We start from the raw sequence: 26307 nt of genomic DNA on the forward strand, positions 1-26307 counted from the left end.
CTCCGGACTTTCTGAAGGTCCGGGGCATCCGTCCCCGTCCCTCGGGACGGGTGAACGGCCGCCGTCGGAGATGACCGCGGCTTTTCCCGTGAAGTCGAACATTTTACAGTCCTCCATGCATCTGCCTCCCGTCCGAGCGCTTGCGCTCAGCGTGGCCGCCGCGCTCGCAGCCATTTCCGCCGCCGAGAGCGCCTCAGCCGCTCCGAGCAACGTGCGCGTTGACCTCGAAAGCGTGAGTTCACTTGATCCCGCGAGAGCCCAGACCCCCGACGGCGAGGCGATGAGCATCGCGAGCGCCGAGCGCATCGAGGGCAGCCCCGAGGACGAGCTCCACCTGATCGGCGACGCCGAGGTCCGTCATGCGGGCACCGTGCTCACGGCCGACAGGATCACCTACGTGCAGCGCACCGACGAGGTCTCCGCCACGGGCAACGCGCGCATGTCGCGCGAGGGCGTGAGCTTCTCGGGCCCGAGCATGCAGTTCCGTCTCACGAGCCGCTCGGGCTCCATGGACGAGGCCGACTGGGAGTACGGGCCGAGAAACGTCCGCGGGTGCGCGAAAAACGTGCGCTTCCTCTCGGGCGACCGCACGACCTTCGAGGACGTGACGCTCACCACCTGCAAGCGCGGCGACGACTCGTGGTACATCTCCATGAACGAGATGGAGATCGACGAGTACGACCAGACGGCCTCCGGCACGGGCGCGCTCTTGCACTTCCAGGGCGTGCCGATCCTCGGCACCCCGTGGTTCGCCTTCCCGATCTCTGGCGAGCGCCGCTCGGGCATCCTGACGCCCACCTACGGCATGAGCTCGACGCGCGGCGTCGACATCGCCGTGCCCTACTACTTCAACCTCGCGCCGAACTACGACTACACGCTCACCCCGCGCGTGATGAGCAAGCGCGGCGTGATGCTCGGCAACGAGATCCGCGCGAAGTACTACAACTTCGAGGGCCTCGTTGACGTCAACTACCTCCCGAACGACCGCCTGACGAGCGAGAAGCGCTGGAGCGCCCACATCGCGGCCTCCTACCGCTGGGACAAGCTCGCGTTCAACATGGACTACAACCGTGTGTCGGACGACGACTTCCTCACGGACTTCTCGGGCAGCATCCGCGAATCCTCCGAGGCCGTGCTCCCGCAGGACTACGCGCTCAGCTGGACGGACACCTACTGGAACGCGAGGCTTCGCGTCACCCAGAACCAGACGCTCAGAATCTCGGGCGTGACGACGATCATCCCGTACGAGCGCGAGCCGCAGTTCGTCTTCAACGGCTACGCCGCGGACGTGGGCGGGTTCGAGCTCTCGACCGTGTTCGACGCGACGCACTTCACGCACCCCTTCCGCATGGGCGGCACGCGTGTCGTCGCGAACCAGACCGTGAGCTATCCGCTTCGCGGCGCGGGCTGGTTCATCATCCCGAAGGCGGAGTTCATGGGCGCCTGGTACGAGCTCGAGGACATGTCCCGCGACGCCTACTACAACGGCCGCGACAGCAATCCGAGCCGCTACACCCATACGCTCTCCCTTGACGCGGGCCTCGTCTTCGAGCGCGACTCGAGCTACTTCGGCCGCAGCGCCTTCCAGACCCTCGAGCCGCGCATCTACTACGCCTACACGCCGTACCGCAACCAGGACGACATCCCGGTCTTCGACTCGACCGTGACCGACCTCTCGTTCGCGACGCTCTTCACGCCGAACCTCTACTCGGGCTACGACCGCGTCTCCGAGGCGAACCAGCTCACCGCAGTGCTCTCGACGCGCTACATCGACCGCGACACCGGCCTCGAGCTCTTCCGCGCAAGCGTCGGCCAGCGCCAGTACTTCAGCGACCAGAACGTGCGCTTCATTCCCGAGGAGAAGAGGAGCGGCGCGCTCTACGACCCGTACTACGCGGGCATCAACGATCCGAACACCGACGTGCGAAGCGACCTCCTGGGCAGCGTGGGCGCGCGCCTCACCCGCGACCTCTACGGCTCGGCGACGGTGCAGTACTCGTCCTCCCTGAACCGAGTGGTGAAGGCGAAGACCGGCGTCACCTGGAAGCCGGACAACCGCTCCGTCCTCGGTCTCTACTACCGCTACAACTACTCGGCCACCTCCACGGGCATCGACGGCGACAACATCAAGCAGATCGATTTCCAGATGCAGTGGCCGATCACCGAGCGCCTCTACGCCCTCTTCCGCTATAACTACTCGCTCTACCGCAAGAAGCCCATCGAGCTGATCGGCGGCTTCGAGTGGCTCGACGACTGCTGGACGCTGCGCTTCGCCGCACAGCGCTACACCACGGCCGCCAACGAGGAGGAAACCAACTTCTTCTTACAACTCGAGCTCAACGGCCTCGGTAGCATAGGCATCAATCCGCTTAACGAACTGCGCCGCAACATCCGCGGCTACCAGTCGACCAATCCGCTGCCCACTGCGACAGGTCCCTACGACTACTATGACTAAATTCAATCTCCTTCCCGCGCTCGGCCTTTCCGCGACGATCGCGTTCTTCGCCGGCACGGCCGGCGCCGCGACCATGACCGACGCTGCCGGGTCGGAACAGCAGCCGACTGCCATCACCGCCGAGCTTGACCGCATCGTGGCCATCGTCAACAACGACGTGATCACCGAGCACGAGCTCGAGCAGCGTGTCCACACGGTGGCCATCAACCTGCGCCGCCAGCAGATCAACCTCCCGCCGATGGAGCTGCTGCGCGCCCAGGTGCTCGAGCGCCTCATCTCCGAGCGCTCGATCCTGCAGCGCGCCCGCCAGACCGGCATCCGCGTCGATGACCAGATGGTGAACGCCTCGATCGAGCAGATCGCCCGCCAGAACAACCTCACGGTCGAGGAGCTCCGCCAGCGTCTGCTCGCCGACGGCGTGACGTTCGCGGCCTTCCGCAACGAGATCCGCGACGAGATCACCTCGCAGCGCCTGCGCGAACGCGAAGTGAACGAGAAGCTCGAGATCAACGAGAGCGAGATCGACGCCTTCCTCCTCGAGCAGGCCGGCTTCAAGGGCGACTCCGCGACCGAGTATCACCTCGAGCACATCCTCATTCCGGTCGAGACCGCCGAGGAGGAGGAAAGCGTGCACCGCGCCGCCGACTCGCTCGCCGAGCGCGCGAGGAACGGCGAGGACTTCGCCCAGCTCGCCGCCGCCTTCTCCCGCGCCGATGACGCGATGACGGGCGGCGACCTCGGCTGGAAGACGCTCTCCGACATGCCGGTCGCGCTCTCCGACATCCTGCGCGAGCGCCCGAACGAGAAGATCTACGTCTTCTCCGACAAGCGCGCCTGGCACGTCGTGAAGGTCTCCGACAAGCGCGACGGCGTTCAGGCGAAGCTCGGCGGCGGCCCGGTCGAGCAGACTCACGCCCGCCACATCCTGATGTTCGTCTCCGAGATCACGCCCGAGGGCGATGTGATCCGGCGCCTCAACGACATCCGCAACCGCGTCCAGTCGGGAGAGGCGGACTTCGCCACGATGGCCCGCCTGCACTCCGTCGACTCGACCGCGACCCGCGGCGGTGACCTCGGCTGGCTCCAGCCCGGCGACACGGTTCCCGAGTTCGAGCAGGCCCTCGCCGGTCTCCGTCCCGGCCAGATCTCCGAGCCGGTGCGCACGCCCTACGGCTACCATCTGATCCAGGTGGTCGAGCGCCGCACCGAGAAGGAAGGCAACCCCGAACGCATGCGCGTCGCCGCCCGCCAGGCCATCCGCCAGAAGAAGCTCGCCGAGGCGAGCTACAACTGGGAGCGCGAACTGCGTGACGAGGCCTATGTTGAGATCCGTGACCCGCAGCTGAAGGAAACGCTGGGCCGCTGATTCCCGAAAAGGACTCAGGTCAACTTTTCCGACTGAGGACGGCCCCGCGGCCGTCCTCGATTTGTTTCTCCCTCCCCGATTTTTTCCGAAATGACCGCCTACCCGAAGCCGCTCGCCATCACGACGGGCGAACCCGCCGGCATCGGACCGGAAGTGTCCGTGCGCGCCGCCTGGGCCGCGGAGACGCCGCTCGTCCTCGTCGGCGACCGCGGCATGCTGCTTGAGACCGCCCGCAGACTGGGGCTTGCGCCCGAGCCCCCCGCGTGCGTCACCTTCCACCACGTGCCGCTTGGCACGACGCCCGTGCCGGGCGAGCTCTCGCTCGCCAATTCCGAATACGTGATCAGGACGCTCGCCGAGGCCCACCGGCTCGTCACCGAGGGCGCGGCGCGCGCGATCGTCACCGCCCCCGTGCAGAAGAGCATCCTCATCGAGGCCGGGCACTGCTTCACGGGCCACACGGAGTTCTTCGCCGAGGCGGCCGGCGTCTCCCGCGTCGTGATGATGCTCGTCTCCTCGCCCGAGGCGGACGCGCTGCGCGTGGCGCTCGCCACGACGCACCTGCCGCTGCGCGAGGTGCCCGACGCGATCACGCCGGACCTGCTGCGCGAGGTGCTCTCGATCCTGGTCAACGACCTCCACCGCTCCTGGGCGATCAGGAAGCCCGTCATCGCCGTCGCGGGCCTCAATCCGCACGCGGGCGAGAACGGCCACATGGGCCGCGAGGAGATCGAGGTGATCGAGCCCGCGCTCGGCCGCGCCCGCATTCTCTTCGGCGACACGGCGGAGCTTGTCGGGCCCCTCCCCGCCGACACGATCTTCGTTCCCTCGAAGATGAAGCGGTGGGACGCCGTCCTCTGCATGTACCATGACCAGGGGCTGCCGACCCTGAAGCACGTCGGGTTCGAGCGCGGTGTCAACGTGACGCTGGGCCTCCCCTACGTGCGCACCTCGGTCGACCACGGCACGGCGCTTGACATCGCCGGCCGCGGCATCGCCGACGCCCGCAGCATGACCGCTGCCATTCTTCTTGCTCAAACCCTCGCAGACAACCGTGACTCAGCAATGGCTTGAAGGGCACCGCGCCCGCAAACGCTTCGGACAGAACTTCCTCCACGATCACCACTGGATCGAGCGCATCGCGCGCTCGATCGACCCGAAGCCCGGTGACGCCCTGATTGAGATCGGCCCGGGCCAGGCCGCGCTCACCCGCGAGGTGATCGCCCTTGCCGGGAAGGAAACCGCCGTCGAGATCGACCGTGACCTCGCGGCCTTTCTTCGCACGCAGTTCCCGGACGGGTCGCTCGAGCTCATTGAGGCCGACGCGCTCACGCTTGACTGGGCCGGGATCAAGCCGGGCGAGCGCCTCCGCATCTTCGGCAACCTCCCCTACAACATCTCCTCGCCCATTCTCTTTGCGCTGCTCCCCGCGGCCGGCCGCGTGATCGACCAGCACTTCATGCTGCAGCGCGAGGTCGTGGACCGCATGATCGCGGGCCCGGGCTCGAAGACCTACGGGCGCCTCTCCGTGATGCTCCAGCGCCGTTACGTCATGCACAAGCTCTTTGACGTGCCGCCCGGGGCCTTCACGCCGGCGCCGAAGGTGACCTCGTCGATCGTGCGCATGGTGCCGCGCCCCGTCGAGTCGCTCGCCCCCGTCAACGAGGAGGTGTTCGGCGAGCTCGTCGCCGCCGCCTTCCAGCAGCGCAGGAAGACGATGCGGAACGCCATCTCGGCCTTCCTCACCGAGGAAGGCATCCGCGCCGCGGGCATTGACCCCACGGCACGTGCCGAGACGCTCGCGGTCGAGGACTTCATCGCGCTCGCCAACGCCGCCGCTGCGGCCAGGGCAACTGCGGAATAAACCCGCCTCAGAGGTCGTGAAGCAGTTCGTCGGGCTTCCTCGCCCGCATCTGCTTCTCGGCCTCTTCCCATCCGGGACAGATGCGCCCCACCTCGGCCCAGAAGCGCGCCGAGTGATTGAACTCCACGAGATGCGCGAGTTCGTGGGCGATCACGTATTCGATCTCGCCGTCGGTGAGCGCCATCATGCGCCACGTGAGGCGAATGCTGCCCTTCGCCGAGCAGCTTCCCCAGCGCCCGCGCGCTGAGGTGATGGAGATCCTGAAGGGCAGGCGCTGCGGCAGATGCGAGGCGTCGCCGATCAACCGCGTGAAGCACGCGTTGAAGACGCGGTCGGCCTCTTCCTTGAGCATTCCGACGAGCTCATCACGGATCTTCTCCTTCGGCGCATCAGCCGGGCTTTTAAGCCAGAGCTCCAGTTTCCCGTCGCCCATCGGCATCTTGACGCAGGTCTTCATCCCGAGCCTCAGCACGGCCCTGCCGCCGCGCCAGGGGATCTCAACGCCGTCGGAGAGCCGGTCAGCCGTGAGCCGCGGTCTCTGCTCCTCGCCAGGCCTGATCTGCGCGAGCACCCAGTCCGCGCTCCTGAGGATGAAGGCCTCTATTTCCCGGCGCGTCGTTCCCGGAGGAACGCGGGCCTCGAGGGCGCCGCCCACGGCATAGAGAGAAAGTCTGCGGCGGCGGCCGTTCTCACGGATCACGTAGGGAATTCGCACGCCGCGAATCTCCACGCTCTGCGGATCGAGGTTACGTGAATTCAAGATTACGACCCTTCAGAGACTTTCTTTTTTAGGCGTCCCATTACAGTTCCCGTAGCCAGATAAAATTCTTCACGGGAACTGAATCTCGAACGCGCATCGATCAGCATTGCCTTTAATTCCGGCAACTCCGGAATATCGGGGAACATGCTTCTAAGATGCCGTTCCTTTCTTTTAAGCCATTTTCTCGGCGTATCTTCCGGACTGAACGGACCGAGCCACAGCATGATTGTCCTTGCCATTCCGTTCACCGAATAGAGGCTTCTTCTCAGACGCGCATCCCGGGATACCAGTACTGCAACCTTTAGATCCGCCAGGTCGTACTCGAAAGCCCACATCTTGTCCGGCAACGGGCGAGGAGAAACGCTGTCTGAAGAGTCCTGCACGGTAATTCCCTGCAGATCCAGATTGCTGCGCATGAAATTTATTGTTCTCTCCTCCTGCAAGATTTCAATCGCCCGCGATCTTGTCATTCCCTTGGGCACAGTAAAACGGAAGACCCCGGTTACATTGTCAAGTCCGCCATCAGGGGTTTCTTCCGTGTCCAAATATTCCAGAACCACCCTGTGTCTTCCCCACGGCATCTTCAGAAGCACTGCTTCCTTCTTGCTTCCATACCAAAACTGATCTTTATGATCCTCGCGAAGCAGTTCCCTCCAATCTGACTTCAGCGTCCTGATCATCACGCACTGAGCCCATTCCCCGCAGAATTTCCGGTACAGCGATTCCAGTTCTTCGTCAGAGACTATCGGACTCTCCTTCCTCTCCGGCGTTTCACTTGTCTCATTTCGTGCCGAGAGCGAGCCCTGTTCGGACGGCCTGCTGCCTGCGATCCACTCCCCCTTCCTATCCAGCCACTTCATGACAGCCGACTCGGATGTCCAGGGATCCATTTCAACCGTCAGAATTGAGGGCTCCGTCCATTCCGGTCTTATCGACTCAAGGCGGCTGTTTCTTACCAGCCTGACCTCCGTCATCACCCCGCCGATCTCGCGTCGGACAACATTGATCCCCCTGCTGACGGCGCATTTCTCCAAGGCATCAAACGACTCCTCAGGCGAAATGCCTGCCCGACCGAGTTCTCCGTAAACCCAGTCGGCATTCTCGGACACATACCCGATCACGCGCTCCCTTGTCAGTCCATCAGAGGCCGTCATGTAAAGGCGCCCTGTCATCGCAGTATCCACGCGGAGTGTGCTGGTCTTTGTACGTCCGCTGCGAATGATCAGCACTCGGAACGTCCCTTTGGGCGTTGCGACGGCAATTATTTCCTTTCTCGGCAGTCTGAACGGCATGGTGCTTTTTCTCAGCGAAGCTTCACATTGGCCTCGATCCACTGCTCGACCTCGTCGGTCACCTCGTGCGGATCACGGCCCTTGGTCTCAATGACAGGCCCCACGACCACGTCGATCGTGCCGGGAATCTTGGCGACGCTGTTCTTCGGCCAGCAGTAGCCGGCGTTGTGCGCGACCGGCAGGACGGGAAGGCCCAGGGCGCAGGCGAAGCGCGCGCCGCCCGTCTTCCAGCGGACGTGCTCGCCCGGCGGCACGCGCGTGCCCTCGGGGAAGAGCGTGATCCACCAGCCGCGCTTCTCGAACTCGGGACCGCGGCTCATGACCTGCTCGAAGGCCTTCCTGCCCTTGCCGCGGTCGATCGCCATCATGTTCATGCTCTTGAGCGCCCAGCCGAAGAACGGAAGCAGGTGGAGCGACTTCTTGTAGATGAAGCAGGGCGGGTGCCTCAGGTAGGCGCCGAGCCAGAAGGGATCCCAGGCCGACTGGTGCTTCGCGAGCACGACCACGGGGTAGTCGGGCATGTTCTCAAGGCCCGAGGCGCGGTAGTCCACCCCGCAGGTGACCTTGAGGAGCCAGAGGATCATCTTCGCCCAGGGGCGGCAGACGAGCTCGTAGCGGCGCTCGTAGCTCATGAAGGGCCACGTCACGAGGAGCGCGGCCGTGAGCAGGATGACGGTCACCGAGAAGAGCAGATAGAAGAGCCATCCGCGCAGCGTGTGGATGAAATTCATGAGACTGAAATCCCCATAAAGCAAAGGCCCGCGCCGCCCATAAACCCTCCCGCCGGCGACTGCGGAGAAGATTATCAGAAGCGGGCCGCGGGCCCTCGGAACTCTTTCTGACGAGGCCGCCCGGGGCGGCCCCGCTCAAAAGAGGGATGGATTACTTCGCGAGGCGGGCGATTTCCGCGACGCGGTTCATCACGCCGTAGAGGCGCGAGAGAAGCGCGAGACGGTTCGCACGGAGCGCGGGATCCTCGGCGTTCACCATGACCTTCTCGAAGAAGGCGTCGACGGGGGCGCGCAGCGCCGCGATCGCGACGAGCATGTCCTCGAAGCGACCCTCGGCGTAGAGCGCCTCGGCCTTCGGCTCGACCTCGGTGAGGGCGGCGAAGAGCGCACGCTCCTCGGCCTCGGTGAGAAGCGACTCGTTGACCGTGCTCTCGACCACGCCCTCGGCCTTGCGCAGGATGTTGCCGATGCGCTTGTTGGCGGCGGTGAGGGACTCGGCCTCGGGAAGCTGCATGAAGGCCTGGAGGGCCGCCACGCGGGCCGGGATGTCGGCGAGCTTCGCGGGGTTGAGGGCGAGGATGGCGTCGGCTTCCTGGGCGGAGGCGCCGCGGTCGCGGAGCATCACGCGCAGACGGTCGGCGAAGAACTCGAGGAGCGCGGCACGGTTGTCCGTGACGCCCGCGACGGTCTGCTCGGCCGCCCAGGCCGCGTCGATCATCTCGGGGAGGCTCACGTCGAGCTGCTTCTCAATGAGCATGCGAAGGACGCCGAGCGCATGACGGCGCAGCGCGAACGGATCCTTCTCACCGGTCGGGAGCTGGCCGATGCCGAAGAGGCCCACGAGGGTCTCGAGCTTGTCGGCGAGCGCGACGGCGAGGCTCACGGGCGTCGAGGGAAGCTCGTCGCCGGCGTAGCGGGGCTGGTAGTGCTCGCGGATCGCGAGGGCCACGTCGGCCGGTTCGCCGTCGTGACGGGCGTAGTACTCGCCCATGATGCCCTGGAGCTCGGGGAACTCGCCCACCATCAGCGTGCGGAGGTCAGCCTTCGCAAGGGTGGCGGCGCGCTCGGCCTGCGTGCGGTCCGCACCGATCAGATCGGCGATGCCGCCCGCGATCGCGCGCACGCGGAGCATGCGCTCGTGCTGGCTGCCGAGCTTGTTGTGGTAGACGACGTGCTCAAGGCCTTCGACGCGGCTCTCGAGCGTGTGGAGCTGATCCTGGTCGTAGAAGAACTTCGCGTCGGCGAGGCGGGCGCGGACCACGCGGGCGTTGCCCTCGCTGATCGCCTTGCCGCCGTCCTTGGCGACGAGCTGGCTGACGAGGAGGAAGCGGTTCATGAGCTTGCCCTCGGCGTCGCGCAGCGCGAAGTACTTCTGATTGAGCTGCATCGTGAGAATGAGGCATTCCTCGGGAACCGAGAGGAACTCCTTCTCGAACGTGCTCTCATAGATCACCGGCCACTCGGTCAGAGCCGTGACTTCCTCAAGGAGGTCCTCGGGCATGATCGCGGTGGCGGAGAGCGCGGCGGCGCGCTCTTCGAGCTGAGCCTTGATCTCGTCGCGGCGGGCGTCGAAGCTCGGGTTGACCTTGACCGAGTTCATCACGGACTCGTAGGCGTCGGCATTCGGGATCTCGACGGGCTCGGGCGCGTGGAAGCGGTGACCGCGCGTCGTGCGGCCGGACTTGAGGCCGAAGAGTTCGACCGGGACGATCTCGGCGCCGTAGAGGGCCGTGAGATAGCGGACCGGGCGGACGAAGGAGACCGTGGTCTCGCCGTCGGCGAGCTGGTAGGTCATGACCTTCGGGATCGGGAGGTGCTTGACGGCGTAGTCAAGGGCCTTCTGAAGGGCCGGGGCGAGCTCGACGCCCGGACGGACGCCTTCGTAGACGAGCTGTTCGTTCTTGCCGTCGGAGACGCGCTCGAGCTTGGCGACATCGCAGGTGATGCCGAGCGCGGCCATCTTCTTCACGAGGGCGGGCGTGGCGGAGCCGTCGGCGGCGATGCCGACCTTGACCGGCACGAGCTTCTGGCGGAAGGTCTCGTCCGGGCTCTTGGCGCGGACGTCCGTGATGTGCACGGCGAGGCGGCGCGGGGCGCCGTAGGCCTTGACCTGGCTCGAGGCCTCGAGGAAGTGACCTTCCTCAAGGCTCTTCCTCACACCCTCGGCAAACGCGTCGGAGAGCTTGCGGAGCGCCTTCGGCGGGAGTTCCTCGGTCTGCAATTCAACGAGAAGATTCGTCATTTTGTTCTTTTCTCCTTCCTTGTCGATCAGCAGGCCGCGGGCTTGCGCAGCATCGGGAAGCCGAGGCGTTCACGCGAGTCGTAGTAGCTCTGGGCGACGTTCCTCGAAATGGCACGGATGCGGGCGATGTAGTGCGCGCGTTCCGTCACCGAGATCGCGCCGTGGGCGTCGAGCAGGTTGAAGGTATGGCCGGCCTTGAGAACCATCTCGTAGGCCGGGAGGGCGAGGTTGAGATCCATCAGGCGCTTCGCCTCGGTCTCGTAGTAGTCGAACTGGCCGAGAAGCTTCTGGCAGTCGCTCGCCTCGAAGTTGTAGGTCGACTGCTCCACCTCGTTTTGGTGGAAGACGTCGCCGTAGGTGAGCTTGCGCTCGGAGCCGTCGGGCTCCTTCCAGGTCGTGAAGACGAGGTCGAAGACGTTGTCGCAGTTCTGCAGGTACATCGTCAGACGCTCGAGACCGTAGGTGATCTCACCGGTGATCGGCTTGCACTCGAGGCCGCCGACCTGCTGGAAGTAGGTGAACTGCGTCACTTCCATGCCGTTCATCCAGACTTCCCAGCCGAGACCCCAGGCGCCCAAGGTCGGGTTCTCCCAGTTGTCCTCGACGAAGCGGATGTCGTTCACCTCGGTGTCGACGCCAAGGGCGCGGAGCGAGCCGAGGTAGAGGTCAACGATGTTCGTGGGGGCGGGCTTCAGCACGACCTGGTACTGGTGATGCTGGTGCAGGCGGTTGGGGTTCTCGCCGTAGCGGCCGTCCTTCGGACGGCGCGAGGGCTGGACGTACGCGGCACGCCAGGGCTCGGGGCCGAGGGCGCGCAGGAACGTGGCGGTGTGGGAGGTGCCGGCGCCGACCTCCATGTCGATCGGCTGCAGCAGCGCGCAGCCCTGCCGGTTCCAGTATTCCTGCAGGCGCAGGATCACTTCCTGAAAAGTAATCATTGTCTTGTCCGCACCGCTCTGGCGGGCGGCGCTTGAGTGAAAGGAAAGAGCCGCCCCGGGGTTCGAAGCGGCGTTTCGAGCAAATATTGAATTATACGAGGCCCGCCCGGGGCTTCGCGACCCTCGGCGCCCGTCTTCAGGCCGGAACCGTCCGCCAGTGTGGACAGCACCCAAAAAGAATTCGGCGCACCCTCCGAAGAGAATGCGCCGAAAGCATCTTTTAATCCTCAGGCCTGAGCCGTGATGCTCAGGCGGTCTGACGGATTAGAAGTGGTGGTCGAGACCGACGTAGACGCCGCCGAGCTTGTACTCAGCATCCTGCGTGTGAGCAGCATCGTACTTGTCAGCAGTGACTTCGCCGTAGCCGCCGCCCACGTAGATCGTGGTGCGCTCGGAGAGCGGGTAGCAGTAGCGGGCAGCGAGACCGTAGTAGGTGAGGTCAGCATCAACACCAGTGGCGACTTCCTCAGCCGAGCCATCCGTGTAGTACGCACCGACCGTCAGGTCGCCGCCGGCGATCGGGGCGATCGCACCGAGATGCACGCTGTAGCCCTTATAGCCCTTGGCCGGGGTAAGGCCAAAGCCGGTGTCTTCATCCGAAACCGTGAAGTCATCAAGGTTCTTGAAGTACTGCGCCATCGCGAAGACCTGAACAACCTCGAAGTTGTAGTTGCCGCCGAGGGAGATGATGTAGGCATCGTCCGGGAGCGTGCGGGAGGCACCAGCACCGTTATAGCCATACTTCGTCATTTCGCCGGCGAGGACGAACTGGGCGGGGCCGTACTCACCCGTCAGCGAGAGGCCAGCATAGCGGTCTTCGCTCGAGAAGGTGCCTTCCGTGCCCTGGCCAGAAGAATCCTTCTTGAAGGAGTACATGCCGGTCACCTGGAGGCCGGCGAACTGCGGGGTCTGGTAGACAACGAGGTTGTCAAAGCGATCCGTGCCGGGCATGCCGAAGACGAACTCGTCGCCGCCGTCAAAGGAGTCGCCGATCGCGTAGATGATGTCGTACGTGCCAGCAGCACCACCGAGGGCGCCCATGCGGCCGAGGGACAGCGTGCCGTAGTCGGTGTAGACGGAGACCTGAGCCTCACGGCCGAAGAGGCGGCCGCCCTGACCGAGCGTGCCGTCGTCAGAGCTGAAGCCGTTCTCAAGACGGAAGCCGATCTTGATGCCGTTGCCGAGATCCTCGGTGCCCTTCAGGCCGAAGCGCGAGCCGGAGTTGACGCCGGAGGACATTTCAAGCTTGTTCACGTCATCGCCGTTGGCGGTGAAGGAGTTCGACTTGGAATAGGAATACATAAGGCCGGTATCGACCACGCCGTAGAGCGTGACGTCAGCGGCGGCAGCCGTGCCGGCAAAAGCGCCGAGGACGGCGAGAGCAGCAAGAGTCTTCTTCATGATGTGTAAAGCCCTGAGAGTTGTCCTGTCGCGAGCCCTCGCGACATGAACGTAAATTTGTGCGTTCAGGAAGGACTTTCGTCTTCCCGGTGCCGTTCAGACACACGGAGTCGGAGTCACCGTTTCCTGAAGGCTGACGCTGATCGTACAGGTTCGTTAGCAATTCGTCTCATTTCGTTTCAGGAGCCCCCGAGCACTTCCCCAAATAACAGTTACTTAGCAAAAAACTAGACTGTGTTAGTTAAGCAACAGAATGAGATTCGCTCGTATTCGCACGCCGTTTCCCACTCTCGCAATCGCTCTCAGTTCGCTTTGAGCCACGCCTCCCCGGATGCGAAAAGGCGCACCTCCCGGCGAAGCAGGTGATGCGCCCTTGAAGTCTCTTCAGCCCGGAGAACGGTACCTCCGGAGGGGTTGGATCAGCTGAATTTCCTCGAGTAAACCGCGCAGCCGAGGAGCGTGAGCACAGCGAGGATCAGCGCCGGGACATCGCCGAAGCGGATGAACGGCGTGGGCGAACCGGCGGTGACGGAGATCTCGCGCGTCAGAACCGCGGCTCCCTTCACCGGAGCCTGGGCTATCCTGCGCCCCTTTTCATCGATCAGAGCGGATCTTCCGCTCATGTTCACACTCGCGGCGGGTCTCGCCGAGGCGATGGCGAGAAGCCTCGTCATGTCGAGGTGCTGCGGGATGATCGAGGGCGAGAACCAGCCGAGGTTCGCGGTGACGACGAGGAGGTTCGGCGCGGCCTCGGGATCGCGCCAGAGGCTCCTCAGGACCTCGCCGTCCAGGTTCTCGTAGCAGATGAGAATGCCCGCGCGGATGCCCGCGACGGGAAGCGCCGTCTGTTCGAACCCGCCCGCGGTGAGGTCTGTCAACGGAATGCCCATCGCGTCCACGAACCAGCGGAAGCCCGGCGGGACGTATTCGCCGAAGGGCACGAGCTTGCGCTTGTCGGTGACCGCGACGGTCGCGCCCTCGACGAGGAACGAGGAGTTGAGCCAGCTGCGGTTCTCGTCCCTGCGGAAGCCGTTGAAGAGCACCGGGCCGCCCGCGCTCTCGAGGAACTTCTCGAGCGCCTCCTGGCCCTTCTGATTCAAGCGAAGGATGTCGCTCGAGATGATGCCCTCGGCGGTGAGGACGAGTCTCGGGGACTTCACCTCAGCGTCCCAGGGCGTGCGCATCAATTCTGAAGCGACATCAAGACGGTCGGCGGCGCTGGCACGCGTCCAGCCGTCCACTACGGGCAGGTTCGCCTGAACGAGGCGCACGTTCACCTTGCCCGCGGGCTCGGACCACGTGTGCGCCCCGCTCCAGATGCCGGCCATGATGAGCACGGCGGGGAGCGCGAGGAGGAACGTGGGCAGGAGTTGCCTTCTCGCCCTGCCGATGAGAGCCGCCGCGAAGCCGGCAAGCGAAAGGAGCAGCATCAGGTTGACGAGATGGCCGCCCCCGAGGGGCGCGAAGCCCGTGAACGCCGTGTCGAGCGTCGCGAGCGCGGGCGTCAGCCACCCGAAGTCAGCGAATCCGGAGCCGCGCAGCCACTCAAAGACCGTGAGCGCGCCGGCCAGCCCGAGAAGCCTCGGCGTGAAGGTCCGGCAGAACTTCGCCGTCACCGCAGCCGCGACGGCCCAGAAGAGCGCGCAGAGAGCGGCGAGCGCCACGAGCCCGAGGAGGGCGACCGGCATCGGAATCCGGCCGAACTCCGCCATGGAGCGCACCGTCCAGGAGAGACCCGGCACGAAGGCGCCGAGCGCGAAGAGGAACCCGAGGAAGAACGCAGGCCAGGCGCTCCGATGGGCTGCCATGAGAACGAGGCCCGCAGTGAGGCCGATGAAGCCCGGAACCTTGAGCGAAAGGGGCGCGAAGGCGGTCGAGTAGAGGCCGCCCAAGGCAACCGCCGCGACCGCCGTGAGCCAGCGGCCGCTGCGGGAGTGAACAAACTTGTTCAGAGGCGCGAACGGATCACCCACGTCAGTGGCGCTCCACACTGAGGAGCTCGACCTGACGGTCGTCGCCGCGGATGATGCGGAAGAGGAAGCCGTTCTCCTCGATGGTCTCGCCCACCTTCGGCACGTGCTCGAAGCGGTCCGTCACCAGACCGCCGATCGTCTCGCAGTAGTCGTCCTGCAGACGGGCGCCGAAGTAGTCGTTGAACTGCTCGATCGGCGTGTAGGCGCGCACGCGCCAGGTGCCGTCCCCCTCGGGGACGATGTTCGCCTTCGAGTCATCACGGTCGAATTCGTCGGAGATGTCGCCGACGATCTGCTCGAGCACATCCTCGATCGTGATGAGACCCGAGATGCTGCCGAACTCGTCGATCACGAGCGCGAGGTGGCTGCGCGTCGCCTTGAAGTCCTTGAGCAGCACGTTGATCGGCTGGCTCTCCGGGATGAAGCGCGCCGGGCGCAGCATCGTCCTCGGGTCGATCTTGGGGTCGATGAGGAGCTTGAGGAGGTCCTTCGCGTGCAGGATGCCGGCCACTTCGTCAAGGTCGCCCTCGACGGCAGGGAAGCGCGAGTGCCCGGACTCGATCACCTTGCGGATCCAGTCGTTCTGGTTGTCCGTGAGGTCAACGGCGTCAACCTGAGCGCGCGGGATCATCAGATCCGAGGCGCGCAGGTCGGAGACCTTCAGCGCGCCCTCGATCATGGAAAACGCATCGGCCGCGATGACGCCGCTTGCGCGGGCTTCGGAGAGCGCCTCGGCGAGATCGTTCTTCGCGGTTCCCTCGTCGTCCGGTTCGTCGCGGAAGTGGGAGGTGATGCGGTCAAAAAAGCCTTGTTTCCGGCTTTGTGAGGATGGTTCTTCGGTGGACATTTAAGTCGGTTGATGGGGGAAACGTCTTCGATATTAGCCTTTTTCGGGCCTCAGTCGTGGACCATACCGATTCGGTCACTGTAAGGATTTGGAAAACCGAGACCGGTGAGAATCTCGGTCTCGCGGGACTCCATCTCCTCGGCTTCCTCGTCGTCGAGGTGGTCGTACCCCTCGGCGTGGAGCACCCCGTGCACGAGCAGGTGCGCGAGGTGGTCGCGGAAGGGCTTCTCCTGCTCCGCGGCCTGGCGCTCGAGCACCGCCGGGCAGATCACGATGTCGGCGGTGACGACGGGCTCGCGGGTGTAGTCGAAGGTGAGCACGTTCGTCGCGTAATCCTTGCCGCGGTACTGGCTGTTGAGCGCCCTGCCCTCCTCCTCGTCGACGAAGCGGACGGTGAACTCGCCGTCGTGCTCGAGCGCGGCGCGCATCCAGCGCGCCATCACCTTGCGGTCGGGGAGCTTGTCGCGGAACATCGCGGCCTGCTGCAGGTGGAGCGTGAGCTCCGGCTTCTTCTCAGTCGTCATTCTTCCTTCTCCGCGGCCAGGTGCGCGGCCTTCCTCGCCTCGCGCTCGGCCTTTCTCGCGGCTTCCTCGGCAGCGGAAGCCGCCTCGTACGCCTCAACGATACGCGCCACGAGCGGGTGGCGGACGACGTCGCTCGAGCGGAAGTGGGTGAAGCTGATGCCGCGCACGCCCTCGAGCACCTTCGAGGCCTGCTTGAGGCCCGAGAGGACGCCCTTCGGGAGGTCGATCTGCGTGATGTCGCCCGTGATCACCGCCTTCGAGCCGAAGCCGATGCGGGTGAGGAACATCTTCATCTGCTCGCCCGTGGTGTTCTGCGCCTCGTCGAGGATGACGAAGGCGTTGTTGAGCGTGCGGCCGCGCATGTAGGCAAGGGGCGCCACCTCGATCGCCTGACGCTCCATCAGGCGCTGCGCCTTGTCAAAGCCCATCAGGTCGAAGAGCGCGTCATAGAGCGGACGCAGATAGGGGTCGACCTTCTGCGCGAGGTCGCCCGGGAGGAACCCAAGGCGTTCGCCCGCCTCGACCGCGGGGCGCGTGAGCACGATGCGTTCGACGGTGCCGCGCTCGAAGGCGTCGACGGCCGCCGCGACGGCAAGGTAGGTCTTGCCCGTGCCCGCCGGCCCGATGCCGAAGCTGATGTCGTGCGAGAGGATGGCCTGCAGGTAGGCGCGCTGGTTGGGCGTGCGGCCGCGCAGGTCGCGGCGGCGGGTCTTCAGCATGATCTCGCCCGTGCCGGCGCCATCGCCCTCGGCCTCCCTCGCCTCGTCGTCATTGCCGACGAAGTGCCACTGGATGTCATCGGGGGAGAGCTCGACCCCGGTGCGCTTCACGCGGTCAAGGAGCACCTCGAGCGCACGGAGCGCCCTGCGGGCGGCGTGCTGCTCGCCCGAGACGCGGAACTGGCCGCCGCGGCGCGAGATCGTCACCGAGAGGATCGTCTCGATCTGGCGGATGTTCTCGTCAAGCGGCCCGCAGAGGTGCGCGAGCACCGTGCCGGCAGCGTCCGCCGCGAGCGTGTAGTGCTCGACCGGGTTCTTCTTTTCGTCTGCCACTCTCTGTCCTCTCTGGAAGTTATTCGGTGACGAGTTCGCCGCCGAGGGAATGCGGATACACCGAAGTGATGCGCACGGTCGCCATGCGGTTGATGAGATCGGGGGAGCCCTCGAAGTTCACGATGCGGTTGTTGTCCGTCCTCGCCATGAGCTCGCTGCCGCCGCGGCGCGACGGTCCGAGAACGAGCACGCGCTCGAGATTCCCGAGCATGCCCTCACTGATCTCGGTCGCATTCTCGTCGATCCGCTTCTGCAGGCGCTGCAGGCGCTCGAGCTTCACCTGATAGGGCGTGTCATCGGGCAGGCGCGCCGCGGGCGTGCCCGGGCGCGGGCTGTAGACGAAGCTGAAGCTCGCGTCGAAGTGCGCGAACTCAATCAGGTCCATCGTGCGCTCGAAGTCCTCTGCGGTCTCGCCGGGGAAGCCCACGATGAAGTCGGTCGCGATCGAGATGTTCGGGCGCACCGCACGGAGACGCCTGATGATCGACTTGTACTCGAGCACCGTGTAGCCGCGCTTCATCGCCGCGAGGATGCGGTCCGAGCCCGACTGGACGGGCAGGTGCACGTGGTTCACGAGCTTCGGGAGCTTCGCATAGGCGTCGATCAGGCGCTGCGTGAACTCCCTCGGATGGTTCGTCGTGTAGCGGATGCGCTCGATGCCGGAGATCTCGCTCACATACTCAAGGAGCAGAGCGAAGTCAGCCGTGTCGCCGTCCGGGGTCCTGCCCTGGTAGGCGTTCACGTTCTGGCCGAGGAGCGTCACCTCCTTCACGCCCTGGTCGGCGAGCTGCGCGCACTCGACGAGGACATCAACGAGCGGACGCGAGATCTCCTCGCCGCGGGTGTAGGGCACGACGCAGTAGGTGCAGTACTTGGAGCACCCCTCCATGATCGAGACGAAGGCAGCGGCGCCCTCGGCCTGCGGGGCGGGGAGCGCGTCGAACTTCTCGATCTCGGGGAAGCTGATGTCCACCTGCGGGCGGCCGGTGGCGGCGCGCTCGCGGAGCATCTCGGGGAGGCGGTGGAGCGTCTGGGGGCCGAAGACCGCGTCGACCCAGGGGGCGCGCTTCAGGATCTTTTCGCCCTCCTGGCTCGCCACGCATCCGCCCACGGCGATCATCATGCCGGGGTGAAGCTTCTTCGCCTCACGGATGCGTCCGAGGTCGGAGAAGACCTTTTCCTGGGCCTTCTCACGGATCGAGCAGGTGTTGAGAACCACGACATCGGCTTCCTCAAGGACATCGGTCTTCTCGAGACCCATGTCCTCCTTCAGGAGGTCGGCGATGCGGGCGGAATCGTAGTCGTTCATCTGGCAGCCGAAGCTGCGCAGGTAAAGCTTGGAAAGCTTGGGGGTGTCTGTCGCGGGCACGGTTTAGATCCGGAGGCGGCTTAAGAAAAAAGCCCCGCGGATTCCGCGAGGCTTTCTTCAGGATGTCTGGTGGCGCATCACGGACTCGAACCGCGGACACAAGGATTATGATTCCTCTGCTCTAACCGACTGAGCTAATGCGCCGTGAGGATGCGAATATTGCCTGACCTAGAACCATCCGTCAAGGGTGACCTTGAGTTCAGTTACATTTTGTTGCATTCCAGAGAGACCAGAAGTGGTGGACGGGGCCGTGGCCCCCGCCGGCATTGAGTTCGTCGGCGTGCGCGATCGCGACCGAGAGGTACTCCTTCGCCTCCTGGATCGCCTGGGCAACGTCGTTCAGATAGGCGAGACGCGCCGCGATCGAGGACGAGAGCGTGCAGCCCGTGCCGTGCGTGTTCTTCGTGGGCGTCCGCTTCCCCTCGAACCACACGAGCGCGTTTCCGGGGCCGGCGAGGCAGTCCGGGGACTCCTCGCCCGTGAGATGGCCGCCCTTCACGAGCACCCAGGGCACGCCGAAGCGGCTCTGCAGCGCCCTCGCCGCGCGGGACATGGTCTCGCGGGTGGTGATGGCGTTCTCCGGCAGATCGAGAAGGTCAAGCGCCTCGGGGATGTTCGGCGTGATGAGGGTCGCGCAGGGAAGGAGCACGCGGCGCAGCGCATCGAGCGCATCGGCGCGCAGCAGCCTGTCGCCGCTCTTCGCGACCATCACCGGGTCGAGCACGACCCAGCGGAGGCGGTACTTCCTCAAGGCGCCGGCGACCTCGCCGATCACGGCGCTGTCGTTGAGCATCCCGATCTTCACCGCGTCGATCGCGAGGTCGGAGAAGACGGCCTCGAGCTCGGCGCGCACGAACTCCGGCGTGATCGCCTGCACGCCCGTGACGCCCCGCGTGTTCTGCGCGGTGAGCGCCGTGGGCACGCCCGCGGCGTAGACGCCGAGCGCGCTCATGGCCTTCACGTCGGCGAGCAGTCCCGCGCCGCCCGAGGGATCAATGCCCGCGATGGTCAGTACATTCGGGACTCGTTCTTCCTTGCGTAGCTCCATAGCTTCTCCAGAATCTTCATCATGCGGTCCGTGGCGCCGGCGCACCCCTGGGCGAACGTGCGCGCGGCCTCGGCCGCGGCGGCGCGGCGCCCGGGCTCGGCGATCCAGCCCTCGACAACGCCGAAGGCGCCGTCGGCGTCCTTCACCTGCACCATGCCGCCCGCGGCGATGCCCTCGCGGATGATGCGGTCAAAGTTGAAGGTCGAGGGCCCCACGATGACCGGGGACCCGGCGAGCGCGGGCTCGACCACGTTCTGCGAGCCGCAGTTAGCGAACGAGCCGCCCATGATCGTGAAGGTCGCGAGTGCGCAGTAAAAGCTCATCTCGCCCATGCTGTCGCCGAGGATCACGTCGGTGCCCTCGGGGATGTCCTTCGGGTCCGAGAGCCCGGAGCGGCGCGCGACTTTGAGGCCCGCGGCGCGGATCTGCTCCGCGACGGGGGTGAAGCGCTCGGGATGGCGCGGAACGAGCACGATCTGAACGGTCTTCGTGAGCTCGGGATGCTTTTTGAGGGCATCGAGGAACATCTCCTCCTCGCCCTGGCGGGTGGAGGCGAGAAGCAGCACCGGGCGGCCGATGGCCTCGCGCCAGATGTGCGCGGTCGCCACCTGCGAAGCGTCGGCGCGGATGTCGAACTTGAGGCTGCCGGTCACCTCGACGTCGCGGGCGCCGAGGCTCTCGAGGCGTTCCTTGTCCTCGTCGCTCTGCGCGAGCACCGCCGAGAAGGACCCGAAGGCCGGGCGCATCACGTCGATCACCTTCTCAGCCTGCGCGCGGGACTTCTCGCTCTCGCGGGCGTTGGCGAGCACGACGGGGATCTGGCGGCGGGCGAGTTCCTCGATCAGGTTCGGCCACACCTCGGTCTCCATGATGACGCCGAGCGTGGGGCGCGTCTGACGGACGAACTTCTCGACCGCGTAGGGCGCGTCATAGGGCAGGTAGCACTGGTGGATGCGCTCGGGCGCGAGGCGCACGAGCTTCTTGCCGGCCTCGCGGCCCGTGGGCGTCATGTGCGTGAGCACCACGTCGCACTCGGGCCAGGCCTTGAGCATCGCCTCAAGGAGCGGACGCGCCGCGTTCGTCTCGCCCACGCTCACCGCGTGGATCCACACGCGGGGGCGGGAGTCCTGGCGCAGCGGATACGTGCCCCAGGCGAAGCGCTCGTCCCAGTAGTCGCGATAGGCGGGCTGGCGGCGGGAGCGCCACATCAGATAGAGGCTCGCCAGCGGAAGCGCCACCGTGGTGACGCAGCGGTATATCCCGGGCGTGATTTTCATCGGTTGTTCTTCTTCTCAAGCACGCGCTCGCAGGCGGCGAGCACGGCGGCGGCCGAGGGGATCTGTCCCTTGCCGCCGAGGTTTTCCGTCGGGCCGTCACCGATCAGGCCCAGCGTCTCGGTGGGCGTGGCGACGAAGATGCCGACGCTCGGGCAGCCGAGCGCCGCGGCGAGGTGCGCGAGGCCCGTGTCGACGCCGATCATGAGGCTCGCCTTCTGCAGGCCAGCGGCCACGTCGGAGAGACGGGCCCTGGGCGACACGAGCGCGCCGGGGATCGTGGCGGCGATGCGCTTCGCCCTCTCCTCCTCGGCCTTGCCGCCCCAGTAGATGACGGGCGTGAAGCCGCGGGCGCGGAGCGCGAGACCGAGCTCGGTCCAGTGCGTCTCGGGCCAGAGCTTCTCGTCGCGGCTCGTGTTGACCGCGAAGGAGACCGTGGGGCCATCGGCCTCGACCGGAGCCTTCCCGCGGGCCTCAAGCCCGAAGACCGGGTGCTCCGGGTCGATCGTGTAGCCGAGCGTCTCGGCCGCTGCCATGCGATAGCGCTTCACGGCGCCGAGCGACTCGGGGAGATCGAGGCGCCTCGAGTAGGCGAGCGCCGCGAGGGGCTCGCGGATGGTGCCGAAGGTGTAGCCCGTCGAGGGGACGCCCGTCCAGCGGGCGACGAGGCCGGAGCGCATCAGGCCCTGGATGTCGAGCACGCAGTCATAGCGCTCGGCACGGAGCCCCTCTTTGAAGGCGGCTATCTCGGCGCGGGTCCCGGCCGAGAGGAGCGACTTCCGCCAGCGGCGGAAGGCGGTCACCTGGACCTTCTCCACCGCGGGGGCGAGCGTCGGAATGTCCCGGAAGCTCTCCTCGGCGACCCAGTCGATGCGCACGTCAGGGAGAGCCTTCCGGATGTCATGCGCCACGGGGAGCGCATGGATGATGTCCCCCATGGAGGAGGACTTGATGATCAGGATCTTCTTCGGCGTGCTCATTGAAGCGCAACCTCGGCAAGGATGGCCTGAAGGTCAGCGCCGCCCTCCGCGCGCCGCGAGAGGCGCTTGCCGAGCTCGACGCCGGGCTGGTCGAACGGATTGAGTCCGAGGATGTGGCCGAGCATCGTGGTCTTGTGCTCGTACATCGCCATGAGGGCGCCGAGACGGCGCGGCGTCACGGCGTCGAGCACGATCGTCGAGACCGCGTTGAAGAAGGGGTTGCCGGGACCGCGCATCACGAGCGCCTCGGCCTGAGCGCGGGCGTTCGCGAGGAGCACGCGGTAGTGCTCGGCATAGCGGTGGCCGGGCATCTCGCTCCAGAGGAGGTCAATGCTCGTGCGGCCCGTGCCGTCACGCAGCCACTGGTAGAAGCTGTGCTGGCCCTCGTTGCCGTTGTGGCCCCAGACCTGCAGGCCCGTGAAGCCCTCGACGTGCTTGCCGTCGGCGCCCGTGGTCTTGCCGAGCGACTCCATCTCGAGCTGCTGCAGCCAGGGCACGAGCGTGCGCAGACGCTCGTCATAGGGGAGCATGCAGTGCGAGGTGATGCCGAGACGGTTGGCGTTCCAGTACTCAAGGAGCGCGAGGAGCGCCGGGAGGTTCTGCCCCACGGGCGTCTCGAGCGAATGGCGGTCCATCTCGTTCGCGCCCATGAGGAACTCCGTGAAGGCCTCGGTGCCGAGAGCGAGCATCACGGGGAGTCCGATCGCGCTCCAGACGGAGAAGCGGCCGCCCACCCAGTCCCAGATGCGGAACTGGTTCTCCGGGGGCAGGCACATCGCGTCGGCCGCCGCCGTGTTGGAGGAGACCACCACCATGTGGCGGGCGCGGTCGCCGCCCACGACGCCGCCCTCGAGGAGCCACTGGTCCACGGCCGCGGCGTTGACCTGCGTCTCGCGGGTCGTGAAGCTCTTCGAGCTCACGATCACGAGGGTCGAGCGGGGCTTGCAGACCGAGAGGATGCGCTCGAGGAGCACGCCGTCCACGGAAGCGAGGAAGTGGAGCTTGAGATCAGGGTTCGCCGTGCGGAGCGCCTGCCAGACGGCGTGCGGGCCCATCTCGGAGCCGCCGATGCCGATGTTGATCACGTCCGTGATGCGGTCGCCGCGGCAGCCGCGCCAGCGGCCCTCGCGGACCGCCTTCGTGAAGGCGAAGAGACGGTTGCGCTCGGCGACGACCTCGTCGTACTTCGGCGCCGCGGCCGAGAAGGCGCGCAGCGACGTGTGCAGAGCCGCGCGGCCCTCGGCGGCGTTCACGGTCTCGCCCGCGCACATGCGGGCATGCGCGCCGAGAAGGTCCTTCTTCTCGGCGAAACCGATCAGTTCGTCCAGGTCCTCGCCCGTGAGACGCTGGCGGGAGATGTCAAGCTTGATGCCGCAGGCGCAGGCAACCGCGCGTTCGGGCGCGCTCTCGCGCAGGAAAGGAATGTGGCTCGGCTGCATGTTCTGGTTCTTTTCCTTCTTCGGCATGGTGGAGATTTCAGCAGGCTTGAGGGTTCTGTTCCGGGAAATTATTCGGGAAGACGGAGCGTCGGTTCGACGCGGCGCATCTCCTCGGTGAAGCGCTTTTCGATGCGCTTGAGCGCTTCCTCGGTGTCGCCCTCGAAACGGATCACGACGACCGGGGTGGTGTTGGACGAGCGGGCGAGCGCGAAGCCGTCCTTCCACTCGACGCGCACGCCGTCCACGGTGATCACGTGCTCGGCATCGTCAAACTTGCACTCGCTCTTGAAGCGCTCGATGAAGCGCTTCGGCTCCCCTTCGTTCATCGGGATCTGGAGCTCGGGGGTGTTCACCGCGTTCGGGAGGCTCCGGAGCGTCTCCGAGGGATCGTCGGAGCGCGAGAGGATCTCAAGGAGGCGCACGGCCGAGTAGAGACCGTCGTCAAAGCCCGTCCAGCGCTCGTCGTTGAAGAAGATGTGGCCGGACATCTCGCCCGCGAACGGGGCCTGCGTCTCACGGAGCTTGGCCTTGACGAGCGAGTGGCCCGTCGGGCTGATCGTCGGCACGCCGCCCTTCTCGGCGATCCAGTCGACGAGACGGCGCGAGCACTTCACGTCGTAGACGATCGGCTCGCCCGGGTGGCGCGTGAGAATGTCCGCTGCGAAGAGCATCATCAGGCGGTCGGGGAAGATCACGTCGCCCGTGTTCGTGACGACGCCGAGGCGGTCGCCGTCGCCGTCGAGCGCGAAGCCGTAGTCGGCGCCGATTTCCTTCACCTTCGCGATGAGGTCGGCGAGGTTCTTCGGCTTCGAGGGATCCGGGTGGTGGTTCGGGAACGTGCCGTCGGGCTCGCAGAAGAGCGGCGTCACGTCGACGTCAAGGCGCGAGAGGAGCGCGAGAAGGGTCGGGCCGCCGATGCCGTTGCCGGCGTCAGCGACGACCTTGAGGCGGCGGGAGATCTTGATCCCGTTCAGGGCCTTCTCGATGTAGGGATCGACCGCGTCGACCGACTCGACCTCGCCCGGCTGCTCAGCCGTGATCCAGTCGCCGGCTTCGGCGCGGCGGCGGATGTCCTGGATCTTGTCGGCGAAGAGCGTGACGCCGGCGACCATCATCTTGAGGCCGTTCCAGTCGGGCGGGTTGTGCGAGCCCGTGACCGCGACGCCCGTGCCGTTGCCGAAGTGCTTGGTGGCGTAGTAGAGGACCGGGGTCGGGACGGCGCCGGCGTTGAGCACCTTGATGCCCGTCGAGGAGATGCCGTCGATCAGGGCGCCGAGCAGGCGCTCACCCGACACACGGCCGTCGCGCGCCACGCAGAAGGAGGGCGCGCCCGCCTCGATCGCAAGCGTGCCGAGCACGCGGCCGATCGCGCGGACCGCCTCCTCGGTGAGCGTGCTGTCGACAACACCGCGGATGTCGTAGGCCTTGAAAATGGACGGATCGAGCTGCATCAGAAAATTCTCCAGTTTTGTTCGGGCTCCTCAGCCGCGCAGAGGGGTCTCTCCGCGCGTCGGGCAAATTGGACTCGGCATCCCGCCGACACGTCCCTGCCTGAGGTAGAACTTTCAATTTTAGCCTTGTGCACCCTGCAGTTCGAGCCACTTTTAACCACCCTCGCGCACACGCAGTGGCTCCCTTAAAATTCGTCGCACGGCTGACGTGCCCTCCCGGCACGTCAGCACTGGAGATTTTTTATGGACAGAACCCTGCTCAAAAACGCCCGTGTGCTCGTTGCCGGCGACGCGATGCTTGACCGCTACTGGTTCGGCGACGTGGACCGCATCTCGCCCGAGGCTCCCGTGCCGGTCGTCAATGTGGTGCGCACCGAGGAACGTCTCGGCGGCGCCGCCAACGTCGCCCGCAGCATCGCCGCAGTGGGCGCCTCCTCGACGCTCCTTTCCGTCGTGGGCGGTGACGAGGCCGGCCGCTCGATCGAGCGGCTCCTCATCGCCGAGGGCATCACGCCGAAGCTTGAGTTCGACGATGCTCTGAAGACCACCGTGAAGCTGCGCGTGGTCGCCCGTCAGCAGCAGCTCGTGCGCTGCGACTTCGAAGCCGCGCCCGGCGAGGAGTGCCTGAAGCGCCACCTCGGTCTCTTCACCGAGCTCATGCGCACGAACGAGGCGCTCGTGCTCTCCGACTACGGCAAGGGCGGGCTCTCCCACATCATCGCGATGATCGCCGGCGCCCGCGCCGCGCAGATCCCGATCCTCATCGACCCGAAGGGCGATGACTACAGCCGCTACCGCGGCGCGACGGTGATCACGCCGAACCGCTCCGAACTGCGCCAGGTGATCGGCAGCTGGTCGAGCGAGGAGGCCCTGATCGAGCGCGCGCAGAACCTGCGCCGCGAGCTCGATCTGCAGTACCTGCTCCTCACCCGCAGCGAGGAAGGCATGACGCTCTTCGGGCCCGACGGGCAGCTCAATGTCCCCGCCCAGGCCCGCGAGGTCTATGACGTCTCGGGCGCGGGCGACACCGTGATCGGCATTCTCGCGGCGATGCTCGCCACCGGCATGCCCATCGAGGAGGCCGTTCCCATCGCCAACCGCGCGGGCGGCATCGTCGTCGGCAAGCTCGGCACCGCATCCGTTTCCTACGAGGAGCTCTTCGGCGAATAAGCCCGGAGTCCTTTCGCAGCACCGTTCCCCAGGCGGCTCCCCGTGAGAGGCGGGCCGCCCAACATTCAGGAAAAAGAAATGAGCATTCTCGTCACCGGCGCGGCCGGCTTCATCGGCTGCAACAACGTGCT

General features: G+C 65.8%; 21 protein-coding genes and 1 tRNA gene. 5 read left to right on the forward strand and 17 right to left on the reverse strand.

Annotated elements, in window-relative coordinates:
- Nucleotides 1-70: 70 nt before the first annotated feature.
- The 4 genes from Q4F91_RS03315 to rsmA all read left to right on the forward strand — a co-directional run bounded on the left by Q4F91_RS03315 (nucleotide 71) and on the right by rsmA (nucleotide 5685).
- Nucleotides 71-2455, forward strand: a complete 2385-nt coding sequence (locus Q4F91_RS03315; protein ID WP_303334528.1) for an LPS-assembly protein LptD — start codon at nucleotides 71-73, stop codon at nucleotides 2453-2455.
- Complete coding sequence (locus Q4F91_RS03320; RefSeq protein WP_303334529.1) at nucleotides 2448-3821, forward strand: peptidylprolyl isomerase; 1374 nt, start codon at nucleotides 2448-2450, stop codon at nucleotides 3819-3821. The genes Q4F91_RS03315 and Q4F91_RS03320 overlap by 8 nt, the downstream gene beginning before the upstream one ends.
- A gap of 90 nt (nucleotides 3822-3911) precedes the next feature.
- Nucleotides 3912-4895 carry a 4-hydroxythreonine-4-phosphate dehydrogenase PdxA gene (gene pdxA, locus Q4F91_RS03325; RefSeq protein ID WP_303334530.1) on the forward strand — a complete coding sequence of 328 codons (984 nt, stop codon included), beginning with the start codon at nucleotides 3912-3914 and terminating at the stop codon, nucleotides 4893-4895.
- Nucleotides 4876-5685 carry a 16S rRNA (adenine(1518)-N(6)/adenine(1519)-N(6))-dimethyltransferase RsmA gene (gene rsmA / locus Q4F91_RS03330; protein ID WP_303334532.1) on the forward strand — a complete coding sequence of 270 codons (810 nt, stop codon included), beginning with the start codon at nucleotides 4876-4878 and terminating at the stop codon, nucleotides 5683-5685. Before pdxA ends, rsmA begins: the two co-directional genes overlap by 20 nt.
- Before the next feature lie 7 nt (nucleotides 5686-5692).
- On the opposite strand, the gene Q4F91_RS03335 is transcribed toward rsmA, so the two are convergent.
- From Q4F91_RS03335 to Q4F91_RS03415, 17 genes are all read right to left on the reverse strand, one after another.
- Nucleotides 5693-6445, reverse strand: a complete 753-nt coding sequence (locus Q4F91_RS03335) for a M48 family metallopeptidase (protein WP_303334534.1) — start codon at nucleotides 6443-6445, stop codon at nucleotides 5693-5695.
- Between the two features lie 2 nt (nucleotides 6446-6447).
- Entirely contained in the window at nucleotides 6448-7737 is a 1290-nt protein-coding gene (locus tag Q4F91_RS03340) for a hypothetical protein (RefSeq protein ID WP_303334536.1), read from the reverse strand.
- 11 nt (nucleotides 7738-7748) lie between these two features.
- Nucleotides 7749-8468: a 1-acyl-sn-glycerol-3-phosphate acyltransferase gene (locus Q4F91_RS03345; RefSeq protein WP_303334538.1), complete on the reverse strand. Its 720-nt coding sequence runs from the start codon at nucleotides 8466-8468 to the stop codon at nucleotides 7749-7751.
- 151 nt (nucleotides 8469-8619) lie between these two features.
- A complete protein-coding gene (glyS, locus tag Q4F91_RS03350; RefSeq protein ID WP_303334540.1) occupies nucleotides 8620-10710 on the reverse strand; it encodes a glycine--tRNA ligase subunit beta in 2091 nt (696 codons plus the stop codon).
- A gap of 26 nt (nucleotides 10711-10736) precedes the next feature.
- Nucleotides 10737-11648, reverse strand: coding sequence for a glycine--tRNA ligase subunit alpha (gene glyQ, locus Q4F91_RS03355; RefSeq protein WP_303334542.1), 912 nt, complete (start codon nucleotides 11646-11648; stop codon nucleotides 10737-10739).
- A gap of 264 nt (nucleotides 11649-11912) precedes the next feature.
- On the reverse strand, nucleotides 11913-13049 hold the full coding sequence (locus tag Q4F91_RS03360; RefSeq protein WP_303334543.1) for a porin: 1137 nt from the start codon (nucleotides 13047-13049) through the stop codon (nucleotides 11913-11915).
- A gap of 419 nt (nucleotides 13050-13468) precedes the next feature.
- A complete protein-coding gene (lnt, locus tag Q4F91_RS03365; protein WP_303334545.1) occupies nucleotides 13469-15040 on the reverse strand; it encodes an apolipoprotein N-acyltransferase in 1572 nt (523 codons plus the stop codon).
- Nucleotides 15024-15869, reverse strand: coding sequence for an HlyC/CorC family transporter (locus Q4F91_RS03370; protein ID WP_303334547.1), 846 nt, complete (start codon nucleotides 15867-15869; stop codon nucleotides 15024-15026). Before Q4F91_RS03370 ends, lnt begins: the two co-directional genes overlap by 17 nt.
- Nucleotides 15870-15919: 50 nt before the next feature.
- A complete protein-coding gene (gene ybeY / locus Q4F91_RS03375) occupies nucleotides 15920-16393 on the reverse strand; it encodes an rRNA maturation RNase YbeY (protein WP_303334549.1) in 474 nt (157 codons plus the stop codon).
- Nucleotides 16390-17382, reverse strand: a complete 993-nt coding sequence (locus Q4F91_RS03380) for a PhoH family protein (protein WP_303334566.1) — start codon at nucleotides 17380-17382, stop codon at nucleotides 16390-16392. The genes ybeY and Q4F91_RS03380 overlap by 4 nt, the downstream gene beginning before the upstream one ends.
- 82 nt (nucleotides 17383-17464) lie before the next feature.
- Nucleotides 17465-18754, reverse strand: a complete 1290-nt coding sequence (miaB, locus tag Q4F91_RS03385) for a tRNA (N6-isopentenyl adenosine(37)-C2)-methylthiotransferase MiaB (protein WP_303334568.1) — start codon at nucleotides 18752-18754, stop codon at nucleotides 17465-17467.
- A gap of 127 nt (nucleotides 18755-18881) precedes the next feature.
- Nucleotides 18882-18958, reverse strand: a tRNA-Met gene (locus Q4F91_RS03390).
- A 55-nt stretch (nucleotides 18959-19013) separates the two neighbouring features.
- Entirely contained in the window at nucleotides 19014-19862 is an 849-nt protein-coding gene (thiD, locus tag Q4F91_RS03395; protein ID WP_303334551.1) for a bifunctional hydroxymethylpyrimidine kinase/phosphomethylpyrimidine kinase, read from the reverse strand.
- The gene (locus tag Q4F91_RS03400) at nucleotides 19823-21139 is read right to left on the reverse strand and encodes a 3-deoxy-D-manno-octulosonic acid transferase (RefSeq protein ID WP_303334553.1); all 1317 of its coding nucleotides are present in this window, start codon (nucleotides 21137-21139) and stop codon (nucleotides 19823-19825) included. The genes thiD and Q4F91_RS03400 overlap by 40 nt, the downstream gene beginning before the upstream one ends.
- On the reverse strand, nucleotides 21136-22116 hold the full coding sequence (gene waaC, locus Q4F91_RS03405) for a lipopolysaccharide heptosyltransferase I (RefSeq protein WP_303334555.1): 981 nt from the start codon (nucleotides 22114-22116) through the stop codon (nucleotides 21136-21138). The genes Q4F91_RS03400 and waaC overlap by 4 nt, the downstream gene beginning before the upstream one ends.
- Nucleotides 22113-23582, reverse strand: a complete 1470-nt coding sequence (locus Q4F91_RS03410) for a glucose-6-phosphate isomerase (protein ID WP_303334557.1) — start codon at nucleotides 23580-23582, stop codon at nucleotides 22113-22115. Before Q4F91_RS03410 ends, waaC begins: the two co-directional genes overlap by 4 nt.
- 41 nt (nucleotides 23583-23623) lie before the next feature.
- Complete coding sequence (locus Q4F91_RS03415; RefSeq protein WP_303334559.1) at nucleotides 23624-25006, reverse strand: phosphomannomutase/phosphoglucomutase; 1383 nt, start codon at nucleotides 25004-25006, stop codon at nucleotides 23624-23626.
- Nucleotides 25007-25249: 243 nt separating this feature from the next.
- Here Q4F91_RS03415 and rfaE1 point away from each other — a divergent pair, with 243 nt between their 5' ends.
- Nucleotides 25250-26176 carry a D-glycero-beta-D-manno-heptose-7-phosphate kinase gene (gene rfaE1, locus Q4F91_RS03420; protein ID WP_303334561.1) on the forward strand — a complete coding sequence of 309 codons (927 nt, stop codon included), beginning with the start codon at nucleotides 25250-25252 and terminating at the stop codon, nucleotides 26174-26176.
- The last annotated feature ends 131 nt before the right edge of the window (nucleotides 26177-26307 follow it).

The sequence above is a fragment of the Sutterella sp. genome, assembly GCF_030539355.1.
GTDB lineage: Bacteria > Pseudomonadota > Gammaproteobacteria > Burkholderiales > Burkholderiaceae_F > Sutterella.

Bases quoted from the DNA above. Each gene is read 5' to 3' on its own strand.
- Q4F91_RS03320 (WP_303334529.1), top strand. From the start codon at position 2,448: ATGACTAAATTCAATCTCCTTCCCGCGCTCGGCCTTTCCGCGACGATC.
- Q4F91_RS03340 (WP_303334536.1), bottom strand. From the start codon at position 7,737: ATGCCGTTCAGACTGCCGAGAAAGGAAATAATTGCCGTCGCAACGCCC.
- pdxA (WP_303334530.1), top strand. From the start codon at position 3,912: ATGACCGCCTACCCGAAGCCGCTCGCCATCACGACGGGCGAACCCGCC.
- ybeY (WP_303334549.1), bottom strand. From the start codon at position 16,393: ATGACGACTGAGAAGAAGCCGGAGCTCACGCTCCACCTGCAGCAGGCC.
- Q4F91_RS03360 (WP_303334543.1), bottom strand. From the start codon at position 13,049: ATGAAGAAGACTCTTGCTGCTCTCGCCGTCCTCGGCGCTTTTGCCGGC.
- rfaE1 (WP_303334561.1), top strand. From the start codon at position 25,250: ATGGACAGAACCCTGCTCAAAAACGCCCGTGTGCTCGTTGCCGGCGAC.
- thiD (WP_303334551.1), bottom strand. From the start codon at position 19,862: ATGGAGCTACGCAAGGAAGAACGAGTCCCGAATGTACTGACCATCGCG.
- Q4F91_RS03400 (WP_303334553.1), bottom strand. From the start codon at position 21,139: ATGAAAATCACGCCCGGGATATACCGCTGCGTCACCACGGTGGCGCTT.
- Q4F91_RS03345 (WP_303334538.1), bottom strand. From the start codon at position 8,468: ATGAATTTCATCCACACGCTGCGCGGATGGCTCTTCTATCTGCTCTTC.
- Q4F91_RS03315 (WP_303334528.1), top strand. From the start codon at position 71: ATGACCGCGGCTTTTCCCGTGAAGTCGAACATTTTACAGTCCTCCATG.
- Q4F91_RS03370 (WP_303334547.1), bottom strand. From the start codon at position 15,869: ATGTCCACCGAAGAACCATCCTCACAAAGCCGGAAACAAGGCTTTTTT.
- Q4F91_RS03410 (WP_303334557.1), bottom strand. From the start codon at position 23,582: ATGCCGAAGAAGGAAAAGAACCAGAACATGCAGCCGAGCCACATTCCT.
- waaC (WP_303334555.1), bottom strand. From the start codon at position 22,116: ATGAGCACGCCGAAGAAGATCCTGATCATCAAGTCCTCCTCCATGGGG.
- Q4F91_RS03415 (WP_303334559.1), bottom strand. From the start codon at position 25,006: ATGCAGCTCGATCCGTCCATTTTCAAGGCCTACGACATCCGCGGTGTT.
- miaB (WP_303334568.1), bottom strand. From the start codon at position 18,754: ATGAACGACTACGATTCCGCCCGCATCGCCGACCTCCTGAAGGAGGAC.
- glyQ (WP_303334542.1), bottom strand. From the start codon at position 11,648: ATGATTACTTTTCAGGAAGTGATCCTGCGCCTGCAGGAATACTGGAAC.
- glyS (WP_303334540.1), bottom strand. From the start codon at position 10,710: ATGACGAATCTTCTCGTTGAATTGCAGACCGAGGAACTCCCGCCGAAG.